Source organism: Amycolatopsis sp. WAC 04197 (assembly GCF_003947475.1).
GTDB classification, from domain to species: Bacteria; Actinomycetota; Actinomycetes; order Mycobacteriales; family Pseudonocardiaceae; genus Amycolatopsis; species Amycolatopsis japonica.
The window spans coordinates 1-15,946 of sequence record NZ_QHJK01000004.1 but is presented as its reverse complement, the minus strand read 5'-3'; the positions used below and the strand labels follow the sequence as shown (position 1 = coordinate 15,946).

Below are 15,946 nucleotides of genomic sequence, written 5' to 3'. Positions count from 1 at the left end.
TGCATTTACCGTTTCGCAGGTTGCACGACCGCGCCCACCCCCAGCGAACGCGGCCGTGCGTCATACCCGATAACCGAGGTCTTCGGCGACGAATCTCTTCGGCACCATCCGGACCCAGACGGTCCCTTTCACCTCGGGATCATCGTGCAGGTAAGAACGAAAACGCGCATCCCATTTGCGCTCGTCGGGACCGAGGTACCGGCTCAGCAGCCGCTGTCCACGAGGGACGTCGAACGGCAGCACCTCGGCCTCACCGCGCGCGAGCACCTGCCGCACCAGACCGGTGCCGACGTCGCACACGTCGACGGTCACCGCGATCGACGGCGACTCACGGACCAGCCCGGCCAGCCGCGCCCACGGTCCGGTGAGGATCCAGAAGGCCTTCTTCTCCCAGAGGTACCAGGCCGGGCGCACGGTCGGCCCGGCCGCGGCGACCCTGGCCGTCAGCGGACCGGCGAGGAATTCGTCGACGTCGAACATCAGACCTCGAGCAACGTCTTGCCGAGCGTGCCCCGCGACTGCATGACCGCGTGCGCGTCCGCTGCCCGCGCGAGCGGGAACCGTTGGCCGATCACGGGTTCCAGCCGTCCGGCGGCGGCTTCGGCGAGCGCGGACTCGGTGAACGCCCGCATCTGTTCGGGCCCACCGAGGCCACGGATCACGTGACCCCGCGCGCGGCGGCGTCCTCTTCGGACACCTCCGTCCACGAACCACTCGACAGGCCGTAGATCAGCATCCGGCCGCCCGGCTTCAGCAAACCGAACGCCGCCGTCCCGATCTCACCGCCGACCCCGTCGAACACGACGTCGACCTCGCCCACCTTCTCCGCCCAGCCCGGCTCGCGGTAGTCGACCGCCAGATCGGCGCCCCGCTCCCGGACGTGCCCGGTCTTCGCGGCACCGCCCGCCGCGCCGACGACCTCGGCACCGGCGGCCTTGGCGAGCTGGACGACCAGCCCGCCGACCCCGCCGGCCGCCGCCTCGACGAGCACGCGCTCCCCCGGCCGGATCCGCGCGGCGGTCACCAGCGCGGTCGCCGTGCGGCCGTCGGCGAGGATCGCCACCGCGGCGTCGAGGGCCAGGCCGTCCGGCACCTCGAAGACCGCCGCGGCGTCGACCGCGACCCGTTCCGCGTAGCCCCCGGAACCGCCGGTGGAGGTCACGACGCGCTTGCCGACCAGGCCGAGGTCCGTCCCTTCGCCGACCGCGCTGATCACGCCGCCGACCCCGTTGCCCGGGATCAACGGCGGCTCGGCGCGGAACGGCCCGCCCCCGCCCGCCCGGAACTGCGTCTCGACGAACGTGATGTTGGCGAAGGCCACCTCGATCAGCACCTGGCCCGCGGCCGGCACCGGATCCGGGGCATCGCCCGCGACGAGCACTTCGGGCCCGCCGAACTCTTTCAACCACACGGCTCTCATGTGACCCAAGGTGCAAGCTCCAGTTGACTGGAGGTCAAGCGATTGTGCCGCGAAAACCATGATCGGTTCTCAACACTGTCTCCAGCGAACGATGACACCGCCGTCCGGGTGGCTCACCGTGAGTGGCAGCACCTTGTTCGCAGAACCGTCGCCAGGAGGCTTTCCGTGCGTATCGCCGTCCCCCGTGAGATCAAGAAGCATGAATACCGGGTGGCGCTCACCCCGGCGGGCGTGCACGAACTGACCGGGCGCGGCCACGACGTCTTCGTCGAGACCGGCGCGGGCGTCGGCTCGTCCATCTCCGACGACGAGTACGTCGCCGCGGGCGCGAAGATCCTCGCCACCGCCGAGGAGACCTGGTCCGAGGGCGAACTCGTGCTCAAGGTCAAGGAGCCGATCGCCGAGGAGTACCCGCGGCTGCGCGCCGACCAGGTGCTGTTCACCTACCTGCACATCGCCGCGGACCGGCCGCTGACCGACGCGCTGCTGGCCGCGGGCACCACCGCGATCGCCTACGAGACGGTGCAGACCCCGAACCGCGCGCTGCCGCTGCTCGCGCCGATGTCCGAGGTCGCCGGACGGCTGGCGCCGCAGGTGGGCGCGTTCTCCCTGATGAAGCCGAGCGGTGGCCGCGGCGTGCTGCCCGGCGGCATCCCCGGCGTCCACCCGGCGCGCGTGGTCGTGATCGGCGGCGGTGTCGCCGGCCTCAACGCGGCGCGGGTCGCCCTCGGCCTCGGCTCGGACGTCGAGATCCTCGACACCAACGTCGACCGCCTCCGCCAGATCGACAACGACTTCGGCGGCCGCATCCGCACGGTGACCTCGAACGCGCTGTCGGTCGAGCAGTCCGTGCTGGAGGCCGACATGGTCATCGGCGCGGTGCTCGTGCCCGGCGCGAAGGCCCCGAAGCTGGTCTCGAACGACCTCGTGTCGCGGATGCGTCCCGGCAGCGTGCTGGTGGACATCGCGATCGACCAGGGCGGCTGCTTCGCCGACTCGCGGCCGACCACGCACGACGAGCCGACCTACAAGGTCCACGAGTCGGTGTTCTACTGCGTCGCGAACATGCCGGGCGCGGTGCCCCGCACCTCGACCTACGGCCTGACCAACGTGACGCTGCCGTACGCCGTCCAGCTGGCGGACCACGGCTGGCAGAAGGCGCTGCAGGCCGACGCTTCGCTCGCGAAGGGTCTCAACACGCACGCGGGCGCGCTGACCAACGCCCCGGTCGCGGCCGCGCACGACCTGCCCGCCACGGAGCTGGCCGCCGTCCTGGCCTGACCCCCACGCCACATTCCCACGCGAGGGACCTTTGCCCGGGAGCAAAGGTCCCTCGCTCCTTTTTGCGCCTTTCCGGCCCTCGGCTCCCCGCGATCGCGGCACACTGTCCGCGGGGAGGTACTCGATGGAATTCGAGGTACTGGGGCCGCTCCGCGTCCGTTCCACCGGCCGTGCCGTCACCGTCACCGGACGTATGCAGAAGCTCCTGCTGGGGACGCTGCTGGCGAACGCCAACCGCGACGTCCCGGCGAACACTCTCGTCGAAGTGTTGTGGCCGGGGGAAACCGGCGACTCCGCGTCGAAGCTGTACCTGCACATCCACAAGCTGAGGCGGCTGCTCGGCGAACCGGATCGGCTGGCGAGCGGGGAGGGCGGCTACCAGCTGCGGGTGCTGCCGGGGGAACTCGACGCCCAGCGGTTCGAGTCGCTCGTGGACGAAGCCGTCGCGAGCGATCCGCGGCGGTGCGCCGAATTGTCGCGTGAGGCGCTCGCACTGTGGCGTGGTGAGCCGTACGACGGGCTCGACTCGCCGGAGCTGGCCGAGCGGGCGCGGCGGCTCACCGAGCGCCGGCTGGCCGCGATCGAAACGCTGTGCCAGGCCGAACTCGCCGATGGCGGGCCTTCGTCCCTGGTGGACGAGCTGACCGAACTGATCCGCCGTCACCCGTTCCGGGAACGTCTGCACGAACTGCTGATGATCGCGCTGTACCGGGTGGGGCGGCGCACGGCGGCCTTGGCCGTCTACCGCGCGGCACGACGGCTGTTCGTCGAAGAACTCGGGATCGAGCCGGGCCCGGAGCTTCGCGAAGCCGAAAGGCGCATCCTCGCCGGGCTACCGATCGAGCCGGCGGGCTCGACGGCACCGGCGGTCGTACCGTCGGAACTGCCCCGCACGGTACGGAACTTCGTCGGCCGGGCGGCGGAACTGTCCGAATTGGACGATCAGCTCGCCCTGTCCGGCCGGGATTCGGCACCGGTGTGCGTCGTGGTGGGTACCGCGGGCGTCGGCAAGACCGCGACGGTGGTCCGCTGGGGCAACCGCGTCCGCCCCCGCTTCCCCGACGGCCAGCTGTACGTCGACCTCCGCGGTTACGGGCCGGAGCAACCGCCTTCGGCCGCGAACGTGCTCGAAGGGTTCCTCCAGGCACTCGGTGTCGAAGGACCGGCGATCCCCCGCGACCTCCCGGCGCGGGCGGCCCGGTTCCGGGCGCTGGCCGCGCGCCGCCGTCTGCTCGTCGTGCTCGACAACGCGCGGACCTGTGAGCAGGTCCGGCCCCTGCTGCCGATGAGTTCGTCCTGCCAGGTCGTCGTGACGAGCCGGGATTCACTCGCCGGGCTGGTGGCCCGCGACGGCGCGAACCGGATCGTCCTGCGACGGCTGCCGTCTTCCGACGCGCGGGAGTTGTTCCGCGGCCTCGCGGGCGAACGGACGGACGACGCCGCCGACGCGATCGACCAGGTGGTGCGGCAGTGCGTCCGGCTGCCGCTCGCCCTGCGGGTCGCCGCGGAGATCTTCCGCGCCCGCGACAACATCAGTGTCGCCGACCTCGCCGCCGAACTGGCGGACGAGCACCGGCGCCTCGACCTGATGGACGCCGACGGCGACGCCCACACCGCGATCCGCTCGGTGTTCTCCCGGTCCCTCCATCACCTGCCGCCGTCGTCCGCGCGGCTCTTCGTCCTGTGGGGGCTCCATCCCGGGCACGATCTCACGGCGTCCGCGTTCGCCGCGGTCTCCGGCGAAGACCTGCGTGCAACGCGAAAGGCTCTCGACGCGCTCACCCGATCCCACCTCGTCGAGGAGGGCTTCGCCGGGCGCTACCGGACACACGATCTGCTCCGCGCCTACGCACGGGAACTCGCCGGCCAGGTCGAGCCCGCCTGCCGTGAGGCGGCCACGCGACGCCTGTTCGTGTGGTTCCTGCGCACAGTGCTCGCGGCCCGCGCACTCGTCGACCCGAAGGCCCGCGTGATCGACCTGACCGGTTTGGAGGAGACGCGGACCGAAGCGCCGTTCCACACCCGCGACGACGCGCTCGCCTGGTTCGCCGCCGAGCGCGCGAACCTGGTGGCGGTGGTGCGGACCGCGGCGGACCAGGGCGCCGACGACATCTGCTGTCTGCTGGCCGCCGCGCTGATGCGGTTGTTCTACCTGACCAAACACTGGGACGACTGGCTGGTCACCCACGAGATCGCGGTGGCCGCGGCCCGGCGGTCGGGAAGGCGCGTCGACGAGGCCTACCTGCTGCTCGGCCTGGGGATCGCCCACGACGACGTCGGCGGCTTCGAGAAGGCGATCGAGTACTTCCGCACCACGGCGGAGGTGTTCCACGAGCTCGGCAACCGGCACGGGCAGGCGTGGACGTTGAACAACCTCGGCGTGACACAGGACAGCATGGGCCGCTTCGCCGAGGCTGCGGCGAGTTACACGGCCGCGCTCGAAATGTTCCAGGCGGACCGCGACCTCAACGGCGAAGGCATCGCGCTGAACAACCTCGGCGATCTTCGCCGTCAGCAGGGCCTCTTCGACGACTCCCTGCGTCATCTGCGGGACGCCGTCGCACTGCAGCGGAGCAGCGGCGATCGCACTTCGCTGCGGTTCACCCTGCGCACGCTCGGCGATCTGTACCGGGACAAGGGACTGCGGGAGCAGGCGAGTGAGGAGTACCGGCACGCGCTCGCGATCACACGTGAACTGGACGACCGGTGGGGCTCCGCCCGGCTGCTCGTCCAGCTCGCCGACCTGTCGGCGGCGGACGGACGCGAAACCGAGGCCCGGGACCATCTCCACGAGGCACTCGGGCTGTGCACGGCCACCGGCGACCCGATCGCCGAGAAGATCCGGGCCCGCCTCGGCGCGTGAGGGTTCACGCGCCGAGGCGGCCGGGATTTCCCCGGGTCAGGCGGGTTCCGCTTCGGCCGTGTCCGGCTCCTCAGGAGTGGTGACGCCGCCTTGCGATTCACCCATCCCGGCTTCGGCAGGCAGCTTCTTGTCCTCCGGCGGGTGTTCGGGTGCCGGTTCGATGACCCATCTGTCGGGGTTGCTCACTTCGCTCGGCAGCGTTCCCGGCGCCGGGAAGCTGAGCGCGGAGATCTCGATGGCCTTCACGTTGGCCGCGAACTCGCCCATCGTCACGAGGGCGCTCTCGAGGAGATCGGCGTAACTGTTCAGCAGGTCCTTGATCGCCTCGTAGGCCGCGAACGGGTTGGCGATATCGAGAAGACTGATACAGCTGGCGGCCGCCCTCGTGATGAACCCGATGGCCATCCCCCACGTCTCGTGCACGAAGGCGATCGCTTCGGCGAGGAGGGTGCCCACTTCCCCCAGTTTCGCGGCCGTCAGGTCGCACTCCACGATGATCCGATCGGTATGGGTCTTGAACGCGTCGAACGCGCCTCCCTGCCAATACGCGTCCAGAGACCCGAGTTTCGTGTTCAGCCCGTCGGCCACGGTGCTCGGCGTCTTCTGCGCTTCGCCCCATTGGGTGGCGCGCGACGAGGGAATCCCGGGATCGCCGAGTAGCTGGAGAATACTGTCGAAGACGGCGGTGACCGCCACCGCGTTCGTGCCCAGGGTCACGGCGTCGATGGCCTTCGCGGCGTCTATCACGGCCGCCGCGTCTTCCTCCGGGAACGGGGCCGGTTCAGTCATCGTCGCTCCCCAGGTAGCCGAACTGCTCGTAGTACTCGGCGTCTTGCGCGGCATACGTGTTGGCGACGGTGACGAGCGCGGACTCGGTGTCCTCGAAGCTCTTGATCGCTTCGCCGAGCTTCTCGACGATGAGCGTGCACGCCGCGTTGTACGCCTCGATGTATCCCACGCTGGTGGCGAGCAGGCCGAGGTCGCCCGGTTGCATCGTCAGTCCGCCGACCGTGTCCTTGAGCGTGGTCCACGAGTCGGCCGCGGTCTGGAACTCCGTCGCCATGTCCGCGAGCGATTCCGGGACGACCTCGTAGCCGGTTCCCTCTGCCATCAGAGCCTTCTCCGTTCGATCCGCTCGGCCCTGGCGGCCTGTTCGGCCCGCTCGATCGCCGCCAAGAGATGGCCGCCGAGCGCGGCCGGGTTCATCGTGCGCAATGCCCGCTCGTCGAGGTCGACGGCGACCAGGTCACCCGCCTCGTCGACGTGGACCCTGCCGAGACCGGCGTCGATGTCCGCACCGGCGAAATGGTCGTCCCGCCGGGAGACCGGCCGCCTGTCGTCTTCCGCGTCAAGGTCGTGAAGCCGCAACAGGCCGTTCATCGGACACCCGCCCGGGCCAGTCGCCGGTATTCGGCGCGGGCCTCTTCACGCGCCTGACCGACCACCTCGACGATGTACGCGCCAAGCTCTCCACCACGGCTGCGGGCCACCGCGGCCCGGTCGATGTGGATCCCGACGAGCCGCGCCCGATGATCCACCTCCGCCCGAACAAGCCCCCCACGCGCCGACGCCGTGTAGCGCCGCCCCGCCAGCTCCCCCTCGGCCCGCACAAGCGCGGCCCCGTCCCTCGCGACTAGTTCCGCGAACTCTCTGATCTTCCGTACCGGATCGGTCTCCACCGGTCACTCTCCCCTCGTCACCTTCTCGACGACAGGATCCGACCCCGACCTTTCCCGAACCTTTCCCGCGCTCCGCGCCCTACGCGCTCTCACCCGGCCACGGCGCTCTGCGCCGTCGGCCACCCCTCGCGAACCGGCGCCGACCGCACCGCGGGGGTCCGGGGGCTCGGCCCCCCGGGTGATACGACGAAGCCCCACCTCGGGGAAGGTGCGCAAGCACCAACCAGGGTGGGGCAAAGGGGCTGAGGGCGGCCCGCTCGACCAGCCTGGGGGTCACTGGGAGCGGGCCGCCTCCTACATCGTAGGTAATAAGTCGCCGTCGCGCTGCATGGGGTTGCCATGTCTTCCGAATTATTTCTTCACGAACCTCTGGCGGGGTCGGTGATTTTCCGCGCTCTGCGTCGTATATCCGGTAGTCAGCGGCCATTCGGCGCAGCGGCGGGTGCCCTGGTGGACGGATTCGTCACCCGGTCGAACGTGACGAAGGTCGCTTTCGGCGGATTGACCCCTTCCTCGGGTGCGGCCTCACCCTGTGAGGCAGGATGTCGCGTGATCGGCCTTCGTCAACAAAAGGGGACGGTATGCACGACGGCAGTGGCCGCATCGCGGTGCAGAACCTGAGCAAGCAGTTCGGTGCGGTCAACGCGGTCCAGAATCTGAGCTTCACGGTGGAGCCCGGTTCGGTGACCGGCTTCCTGGGGCCCAACGGGGCCGGGAAGACGACGACGCTGAGGATGCTGCTCGGGCTGGTGACGCCCACGAACGGCACGGCGACCATCAACGGGCGCCCGCACGACCAGCTGGGGAATCCGGCGCGGGTCGTCGGTTCGGTGCTGGAGAACGAGGGTTTCCACCCGGGTCGCACGGCGCGGAATCATCTGCGCGTGTACTCGGCGGCGATCGGGATGCCGGATCAGCGGGTGGACGAGGTCCTGGGGCTGGTGGGTCTTTCGTCGGCGGCGGACCGCAAGGCGGGCGGGTTCTCGCTCGGTATGCGGCAGCGGCTGGCGCTGGCGACGGCGTTGCTGGGGAATCCGCAGGTGCTGGTGCTGGACGAGCCGACGAACGGGCTCGACCCCGAAGGCATCCTGTGGCTTCGGAACTTCCTGCGCGCGTACGCGCGTGAGGGGCGCACGGTATTGGTCTCGAGCCACCTTCTGAACGAGGTGGAGCAGACGATCGACCAGGTCGTGATCATCAGCCAGGGCATGACGCGCTACAACGGCTCGCTGGACCAGTTGCGCAAGAGCAACCAGTCCCGGGTGCTGGTGCAGTCGGCCGACGCGAGCGGTCTCGTCTCCGCGTTGCAGGAGGCGGGGATCACGCAGGTCTCGCCGATGCCGGACGGCCGGGTCGCGGTCTCGGGCGCGACGGTGCAGCAGATCGGTGACGTCTCCGCGAAGGCGAGTATCGCCGTCTACGGCATGCAGGAGGAGACCGCGGATCTGGAACGCATGTTCTTCCAGCTGACGCAGGGCCAGTACGCGGCGCCGCCGCCCGGTTTCCAGCAGGGCCCGCCGCCGGGCTACCAGGGTCCGCCTCCGGGTTATCAGGGCCCGCCGCCCGGTTATCAGGGGCCGCCGCCCGGCTACGCGCCGCAGAACACTCCGCCGCCCGGTTTCGCGCCGCCGCAGCAGTTCCAGCAGCAGGGTCAGCCGCCGCAGCAACCGCAGTACCAGCAGGCGCCGCCTCAGCAGCAGGCGCAGCAGCAGGGCCAGAACGAGGGCTGGGGAGGCCAGGGCTGATGGGCAACCTGATCAAGGCGGAGTTCCGCAAGACGCTCACGCTCAAGGCGTGGTGGGCGCTGATGATCCCCGCGGTGGTCTTCGCTTTCGCGTTCGCCCTGTTCTGGGGCATGGTCACCAACGACTTCAGCGATTTCCTCGGCCGCTCGGACACCCGTGAGCTGACCGAGGCGCTCGGCATCTCCACCGGTGAGCTGCCGGTCGGTCTGCTCGCCCTCGGGCACGGCATCAACATCGGCACGATGATCCCGATCATCTTCGGTGTCTTCGCCCTCGCCGGCGAGTACACGAAGAAGACGATCACGACGACGTTCCTCACCGCCCCGAACCGGGTTTCGGCGTTGAGCGCGAAGATGATCACCTACATCGTCTGGGGCGCGATCTACGGCGTGATCATCGTGGGCGCGGCGAGCCTCGGCACCGTGATCACGGTCGACAGCCAGCGCCTGCCGACGGCGGGCCAGTGGCTGGGCGTACTGGGCGCGGGTGTCCTCGCGACGATCCTGGCGACCCTGTTCGGCATCGGGGTCGGCGCGGTCTGGCGCAGCGTGGTCGGCAGCATCATCACGCTGACCATCTGGATGCTGGTGGTCGAGAACGTGCTGGTGTTCGTCATGTTCGGGGCCGCGGACATCACCTGGCTGGGCGGCGTCCTGCCGAACGGCACGGTCAACGGCATCGTGGGCGCCATCGGCGCGGAGGCGTTCGGCGCCGCCGGTGTGAAGGTGCCCGGTCTGCAGGACGAGACGGCGTGGGCGCTGCAGTACGCGGCCGGTGCGCCCGGCGCGTTCTCGTGGTGGGCCTCGGCGCTCATCTTCTTCGGCTGGACGATGATCTTCTTCCTCGCCGGCTGGGCCGTGAACCAGAAGAAGGACATCACGTAGGTCACACCCTCCCGCCGCACACACGCTATGAACGGTCCGTTCCTTGCAAAATTTGCAAGGAACGGACCGTTCATAGCATTCGGCCCTGCGCGAACCGGCCGATCATGTCGGTGCGCACGCCTAGGCTTGCGGGGTGACTACTGCTCCACCTCGTCCCCGTCAAGCCAGTCCGGCACGTGAGACGGCCCCGGTGCCCACCGGAGGCTGGATCCGCCGCCTGGCCGCTTCGTGCTGGAAACATCCGTGGCTCGTCGTGCTCTCGCTGGGCGCGGCGATCATCGGCGTCGGGCTCCAGGCCGCCGGTCCGCTGCTGATCCGCGAGGCGCTGGACGACGCCGTCGCGGGCGACACCTCCCGCCTCGGTCTGCTCGCCACCGTGATGGCGGTGCTGCAGGTGCTGACCTTCGGCAACGCGTTCGCCCGCCGGTACGTCGGCGGACGGCTGGCACTCGACGTCCAGCACGACCTGCGCCGCCAGGTGTTCGGCGCGGTCTCGCGGCTCGACGGCGGCAAGCAGGACGCGTTGCGCACCGGCCAGGTCGCCTCGCGCGCGATCTCGGATCTGCAGCTGGTCACTTCGGTCCTGATGCAGGTGCCGCTTTCGGCGGGTTCGGTGATCTTCGCGCTGCTGTCGCTCGGCGCGATGCTGTGGATGTCGCCGACGCTGACCCTGATCGCGATGGTGGTCACCCCGGCGATCGCGATCATCATGGCGGTGAGCCGGAAACGGCTCTTCCCCGCGACCTGGGCGGCCCAGCAGCGCGCGGCCGACGTCGCGCAGCAGGTCGAGGAGACCGTCACCGGCGTACGCGTCGTGAAGGGCTTCGGCCAGGAAGCGCGCGAAGTCGCGAAGCTGGAGAAGACGGCGAAGAAGCTCTTCGCGGAACGTATGCGCGCGGCCCGGCTCTCGTCCTTGCCGACGGCCACGACGGCGGCCCTCCCCGCCGCGGGACAGGTCGCGGTGCTGGCGGTCGGTGGCATCCTGGCGTTGAAGGGCGAGGTCAGCCTCGGCACCTTCCTGGCGTTCGCGACCTATCTGTCCATCCTGATCGGCCCGGCCCGGATGATCTCCAGCCTCGTCGTGCAGGCCCAGCTGACCAGGGCGGGCGCGGAACGGGTCAACGAACTCATCGACGCGCAGCCCGACGTCGTCGACAGCCCGGACGCGCGGCCGTTGCCCGACGGCCCGCTCGGTGTCCGGCTGGAGGACGTCTCCTTCGGCTACACCCGGTCGGATCCCGTGCTCGACGGGCTCACCCTGGAGGCGCGGCCGGGCGAAACACTCGCGCTGGTCGGCACGGCCGGTTCGGGCAAATCGACGATCTCCTTGCTGCTGCCCCGGTTCTACGACGTGCACAGCGGCTCGGTCCAGGTCGGCGACCTCGACGTCCGCGACGTCCGGCAGCACGATCTGCGCGGCGCGATCGGCGTGGTCTTCGAAGAGGCGTTCCTCTTCTCGTCGTCGGTCCGCGACAACATCGCCTACGGCAGGCCGGACGCGAGCGACGAAGAGATCCGCGCGGCCGCACGGGCGGCGGAGGCGGACGAGTTCATCCAGCGCCTCCCCGACGGCTACGACACACTCGTCGGCGAGCGCGGACTCACGTTGTCGGGCGGTCAACGGCAACGGCTCGGCCTCGCCAGGGCGCTGATGACCGATCCGCGCGTGCTGGTCCTCGACGACGCGACCTCCGCCATCGACACGGTCACCGAGGCGGCGATCCACGACACGCTGCGTTCGGTCACCGCGAGCCGGACGACCCTGCTCATCGCGCACCGCCGTTCCACCCTCGCCCTCGCCGACCGGATCGCCGTGCTCGACAAGGGCCGCGTCGTCGACGTCGGCACCGAGGAAGAACTCCTCGCCCGCTGCCCGCTGTTCCGCGAACTCGTCGCGGGTCCGGGTGACGACGTCGAGGAGCCGCATCGCTGCGAGGGTCTCGACTGCGGTCCCGCCGGGATCACCCCCGCGCTGTGGCCGGAGCAGGACAAGGCCGACGAGCTGGCGGGCGAGCGGAAGGGCTCGGGCGGCGAATGGGACGTCGACCTGCCGCCGAGCCAGGAGCTCATCGAAGGCGTCCGGAAACTGCCGCCCGCCACTGATGTCCCGCGGCTGCCGGGCACGGACGTCACCGCGCCCGAACCGAAGTTCCGCCTCGGCCGCCTGCTGAAACCGGTGCGCGGCCCGCTCGCCTTGGTGATCGGTCTGGTCGCGGCGGACGCGCTGGCCACCATCGCGATGCCCGCGCTGTATCAGCACGGCATCGACAACGGGGTGCGCGCCGGCGCGGAGGCGGTGATCTGGCTGGCCGCCGGGATCGGCGCGCTGGTGATCCTCACCGACTGGCTGGTGGTGTACCTCCAGACGAAGATGACGGCGCGGGTCGGCGAGACGGTGCTGTACTCGCTGCGCGTGCGCAGTTACGCCCATCTGCAACGGCTCGGGCTCGACTTCTACGAACGCGAACTGTCCGGGAAGATCATGACCCGGATGACCACCGACGTCGACGCGCTCTCGACGTTCCTGCAGACCGGTGTCGCGCAAGCGGTGGTGAGCGCGCTGACGCTGGTCGGGATCGCGGCGGCGCTGATGATCACCGACATCGGCCTGGCCGTGTACGCGCTCGCGGTGCTGCCGATCCTCGTCGTGGCGACCGTGATCTTCCGCCGCGCGTCGTCCAAGGCGTACACCGAAGCCCGGGAACGGGTCAGCGTCGTCAACGCGGACATGCAGGAGAACGTGAACGGGCTGCGGGTCGCGCAGGCGTACACACGCGAGGAGCGCACTGCCGAGAAGTTCGCGTCCCGAAGCGACGAATACCGACGCTCGCGGCTTCGCGCCCAGCGTCTCGTCGCGACGTACTTCCCTTTCGCGGCAATGCTTTCCGGACTGGCCGAGGTCGTCGTGCTGATCGTCGGCGCGAACCGGGTGGCGGCGGGCACGTTGTCGGCCGGTGTGCTGGTGGCGTTCCTGTTGTACCTGGGGCAGTTCTTCTCGCCGATCCAGCAACTGTCCTCGGTGTTCGACGGCTACCAGCAGGCGCGGGTCGGCCTGACGCGGATCGGCGATCTCCTGCGCACGCCGACTTCCGTTCCGCAGGCGGAAAACCCGGTCGCCATGCCGGAGCGTCTGCGCGGCGAGGTCTCCTTCAAGGACGTGGATTTCGCTTACACAGCAACGGACGAACCAGCCCTTTCGCAGCTCTCACTGGAAGTCGCGCCCGGCGAGACCGTCGCACTGGTCGGTGCGACGGGCGCCGGGAAGTCGACGGCGGTGAAGCTCGTCGCGCGCTTCTACGACGCGACAGGCGGCGTGGTCCGGATCGACGGGACCGACATCCGCGAGTACGACCTCGCCGCCCTGCGCACGCGAATGGGCGTGGTACCGCAGGAAGCGCATCTGTTCTCGGGAACCGTCGCGGACAATGTGCGCTACGGCAGGCCTTCCGCGACGGACGCGGAGGTCGAGGAGGCGGTCCGGTCCGTCGGCGCGCTCGACGGTGTCGCCGCGCTCCCGGCCGGTTTCCACCAGCCCGTCGGTGAACGTGGACGGTCCCTTTCGGCCGGGCAACGGCAACTCGTCGCCCTCGCCCGCGCCGAACTCGTGGACCCGGACGTCCTCCTGCTCGACGAGGCGACCGCGGCACTCGACCCGTCCACCGAAGCCGCCGTCCTGCGCGCGACCGAACAACTCGCGCGCCGCCGCACGACGTTCGTGGTCGCGCACCGGCTCGCCACCGCCGCCAAGGCGGACCGGATCGTCGTGCTGGACCACGGCCGGATCGTCGAACAGGGCACGCACGCGGAACTCGTCGCCGCGGGTGGTCATTACGCCCGCCTTTGGTCCCTGGGCTGACCGTGCCGCGGTCGTGTCGTCCGTCCAATCACGCGTGTCACGCCCCCAATCACGCGAGTCGCGCCTTCAAGCACGTCGAACGCCACTCACGACGCCGTGGCCCCTCACCCAGCCGCGAGGTCGAGCTGGAACTGCGCCCCCGGAGCCTCCGGCTCCCACCCACGCGCCAGCGCCAGCCGGATCGCCCGTTCGACATCCGAAGGCAGCACGGCCTTCGACGGCACCCCCATGAAGTTCAACGGGTGCGCGTGATCCGTCCGCACCACCAGCACCGCACCCCGCGCGTCCTCCGATTCCACCCCGTACGAAAGGAAATACCCGCCGTCCTGTGCGTAGGTGGGCTTCCGCCGGACGATCCACCGGTAAGCGGTGTCATCGACGACGATCCGTCGCGATCCCTTGCGCAGCAATGCCATGCGTTCAGCATGACCCGATGGGCAAGGGAATTTCGGTCGCGCGCGCCCACCCCACCTGTCACGCTGACCGGGAAATGAAAGAAGAGATCCCGGCGCGGCAGATCCGCGCCCTGTACACCGAAACCACGATCCGCGTCTATCAGGCGTACGCCCCGGCCATCGCCGACGCCGCGCTGAAGGCCGGCACTTTCGTGCCGCCGTTCAAACGCGAACGCATGACCTGGATCAAGCCGTCCTTCCGCTGGATGGCGTACCGCTGCGGCTGGGCCGCGAAGCCCGGCCAAGAGCGCGTACTCGCCCTCGACATCACTCGCGAGGGTTTCGCCTGGGCGCTCGACCACGCGGCGCTCAGCCACTACGACCCAGATGTCCATCCCGACCGGAAGACGTGGCAGAACGAGGTCAAGACCAGCCCGGTCCGTATCCAGTGGGATCCGGAACGCAGCATCCGGCTCGGCCCTCTGAAGCACCGTTCGCTCCAGATGGGACTGAGCGGCGAGGCCGTCGATCGCTATGTCGACAAATGGATCACGGCGGTCACCGACGTCACCCCGGTCATGCGCGAGGTCGGCGCCCTGGTCGCGGCGAACCGCATCGAAGACGCCGAAGCGCTGCTACCCGCGGAGCGTCCGTACCCCGGTTAAGGCCGCCACTTGAGGCCGCCCATCCCGGCGACCTCGAGGTCCTGGACCGATGCCCACCGGACGGTCCCCGGCCGGACGTGCACGCCTGCCGCCACCGTCCAGTCCGGCTCGTCGGGCTCGACGTGCTCCATCTCCTTGAAGTCGGCGAGCGTCGGCCAGACCGCCGAGCACGAGTCGCACATCAGGACGACCTTGCCGGACTCGGTGACCAGCGGGCGCACGCGCCCCTCGTCCCAGAACGACGGGCACTCGTCCAGCCACATGGGCCGCCACCACCTCGCGGGGACCGGCGGCCGGCACGACACCGGCCGCATCCTCCACCCAGCGAAGCGCCCCGACGTGAACTCCAGGCTGTCCGGGCACGACGACTCAGCCAACCCTCATCGACGAAACAGTGACCTGACCTGCACGGACGGTGAAAGTGGTAGCAAAGGTCCCTTGCTCCCCCGGGCGGCGGCGGACGAGGGCGGCGGGTGGCCTATTTTCGGTCTCTTGATCGAGACAGTGACCCATCACCTAGTGCGCCACGCCTCACACAGGCCAGTTCCATCACACGGCTGCGACCGAGGGGGTTAGCCTGGTAGGCGCATCAGCGGTGTTCAAGATCTCGAGACGGATAGAGGCGAGTCCAAGCCGTGTCCAGCAGCAGCCCTGCGTCACAATTCGGCCCCAACGAGTGGCTGGTCGAGGAAATGTACGACCAGTTCCTCGCCGACCCCAGCTCAGTCGATGCCGCCTGGCACGACTTCTTCGCGGATTTCAAGCCAACGCAGGACGCGAAGACCAAGGCTGAAGGCGCACGCCCGGCCCCCACGGCTCCCGCCAAGGAGAGCGCGGCCTCCAACGGCCAGGCCACGAAGCCGGCCCCGAAGACCGAGCCCACCGCGAAGCAGACAGCCCCGGCGAAGGCCGCCCCGAAGACCGAGGCGAAGCCCGCCCCGAAGGCGGCGGCGCCCAAGGCTGCGGAGAAGGCCCCCGCCAAGCCGGCCGAGAAGGACGCCGAGGCGGAGTCGAAGCAGCTCCGCGGCGCCGCGGCGGCGATCGCGAAGAACATGGACGCCTCGCTGTCCGTGCCGACGGCCACGAGTGTGCGCGCCGTCCCGGCGAAGCTGATGGCCGACAACCGCATCGTCATCAACAACCACCTCAAGCGCACGC

General features: G+C 69.8%; 13 protein-coding genes and 2 pseudogenes. 7 read left to right on the top strand and 8 right to left on the bottom strand.

The window, feature by feature from the left end; all coding sequences use genetic code 11:
• Positions 1–60: 60 nt before the first annotated feature.
• Together DMC64_RS16840 and DMC64_RS16835 are read right to left on the bottom strand one after the other, a co-directional pair.
• A complete protein-coding gene (locus tag DMC64_RS16840) occupies positions 61–480 on the bottom strand; it encodes a pyridoxamine 5'-phosphate oxidase family protein (protein WP_125734306.1) in 420 nt (139 codons plus the stop codon).
• Positions 480–1,420: pseudogene (locus tag DMC64_RS16835) on the bottom strand (zinc-binding dehydrogenase). The gene DMC64_RS16840 and the pseudogene DMC64_RS16835 overlap by 1 nt, the downstream one beginning before the upstream one ends.
• A 165-nt stretch (positions 1,421–1,585) precedes the next feature.
• On the opposite strand from DMC64_RS16835, the gene ald reads away from it, so the two are divergent.
• The gene (ald, locus tag DMC64_RS16830; protein ID WP_016337037.1) at positions 1,586–2,701 is read left to right on the top strand and encodes an alanine dehydrogenase; all 1,116 of its coding nucleotides are present in this window, start codon (positions 1,586–1,588) and stop codon (positions 2,699–2,701) included.
• Positions 2,702–2,825: 124 nt separating this feature from the next.
• A complete protein-coding gene (locus DMC64_RS16825) occupies positions 2,826–5,564 on the top strand; it encodes a BTAD domain-containing putative transcriptional regulator (protein WP_125734305.1) in 2,739 nt (912 codons plus the stop codon).
• Positions 5,565–5,600: 36 nt separating this feature from the next.
• Here DMC64_RS16825 and DMC64_RS16820 read toward each other — a convergent pair whose 3' ends face one another.
• From DMC64_RS16820 to DMC64_RS16805, 4 genes are read right to left on the bottom strand one after another with little or no spacing between them, the layout of a single operon-like run.
• Positions 5,601–6,353, bottom strand: a complete 753-nt coding sequence (locus DMC64_RS16820; RefSeq protein ID WP_125734304.1) for a hypothetical protein — start codon at positions 6,351–6,353, stop codon at positions 5,601–5,603.
• Positions 6,346–6,675 carry a hypothetical protein gene (locus tag DMC64_RS16815; RefSeq protein ID WP_125734303.1) on the bottom strand — a complete coding sequence of 110 codons (330 nt, stop codon included), beginning with the start codon at positions 6,673–6,675 and terminating at the stop codon, positions 6,346–6,348. Before DMC64_RS16815 ends, DMC64_RS16820 begins: the two co-directional genes overlap by 8 nt.
• Positions 6,675–6,944, bottom strand: a complete 270-nt coding sequence (locus tag DMC64_RS16810) for a hypothetical protein (protein WP_125734302.1) — start codon at positions 6,942–6,944, stop codon at positions 6,675–6,677. The genes DMC64_RS16815 and DMC64_RS16810 overlap by 1 nt, the downstream gene beginning before the upstream one ends.
• Positions 6,941–7,243, bottom strand: coding sequence for a YbaB/EbfC family nucleoid-associated protein (locus DMC64_RS16805; RefSeq protein WP_125734301.1), 303 nt, complete (start codon positions 7,241–7,243; stop codon positions 6,941–6,943). The genes DMC64_RS16810 and DMC64_RS16805 overlap by 4 nt, the downstream gene beginning before the upstream one ends.
• A 581-nt stretch (positions 7,244–7,824) precedes the next feature.
• On the opposite strand from DMC64_RS16805, the gene DMC64_RS16800 reads away from it, so the two are divergent.
• The 3 genes from DMC64_RS16800 to DMC64_RS16790 all read left to right on the top strand — a co-directional run bounded on the left by DMC64_RS16800 (position 7,825) and on the right by DMC64_RS16790 (position 13,728).
• On the top strand, positions 7,825–8,988 hold the full coding sequence (locus tag DMC64_RS16800) for an ABC transporter ATP-binding protein (RefSeq protein WP_007033854.1): 1,164 nt from the start codon (positions 7,825–7,827) through the stop codon (positions 8,986–8,988).
• Positions 8,988–9,872 (top strand): ABC transporter permease subunit, encoded by an 885-nt coding sequence (locus DMC64_RS16795; RefSeq protein WP_063272212.1) that lies wholly within the window; start codon positions 8,988–8,990, stop codon positions 9,870–9,872. The genes DMC64_RS16800 and DMC64_RS16795 overlap by 1 nt, the downstream gene beginning before the upstream one ends.
• Before the next feature lie 190 nt (positions 9,873–10,062).
• Complete coding sequence (locus DMC64_RS16790) at positions 10,063–13,728, top strand: ABC transporter ATP-binding protein (RefSeq protein WP_199755000.1); 3,666 nt, start codon at positions 10,063–10,065, stop codon at positions 13,726–13,728.
• A gap of 104 nt (positions 13,729–13,832) precedes the next feature.
• On the opposite strand, the gene DMC64_RS16785 is transcribed toward DMC64_RS16790, so the two are convergent.
• Positions 13,833–14,144, bottom strand: coding sequence for a hypothetical protein (locus DMC64_RS16785; protein WP_125734299.1), 312 nt, complete (start codon positions 14,142–14,144; stop codon positions 13,833–13,835).
• 74 nt (positions 14,145–14,218) lie between these two features.
• On the opposite strand from DMC64_RS16785, the gene DMC64_RS16780 reads away from it, so the two are divergent.
• Positions 14,219–14,788, top strand: a complete 570-nt coding sequence (locus tag DMC64_RS16780) for a DUF4291 domain-containing protein (protein ID WP_125734298.1) — start codon at positions 14,219–14,221, stop codon at positions 14,786–14,788.
• Here the strand turns inward: DMC64_RS16780 and DMC64_RS16775 are convergent.
• The gene (locus DMC64_RS16775; RefSeq protein WP_037341106.1) at positions 14,785–15,051 is read right to left on the bottom strand and encodes a hypothetical protein; all 267 of its coding nucleotides are present in this window, start codon (positions 15,049–15,051) and stop codon (positions 14,785–14,787) included. The genes DMC64_RS16780 and DMC64_RS16775 overlap by 4 nt on opposite strands.
• Positions 15,052–15,423: 372 nt before the next feature.
• Between DMC64_RS16775 and kgd the strand changes: the two are divergent.
• A pseudogene (gene kgd / locus DMC64_RS16770) lies at positions 15,424–15,946 on the top strand (multifunctional oxoglutarate decarboxylase/oxoglutarate dehydrogenase thiamine pyrophosphate-binding subunit/dihydrolipoyllysine-residue succinyltransferase subunit); the annotation flags it as partial.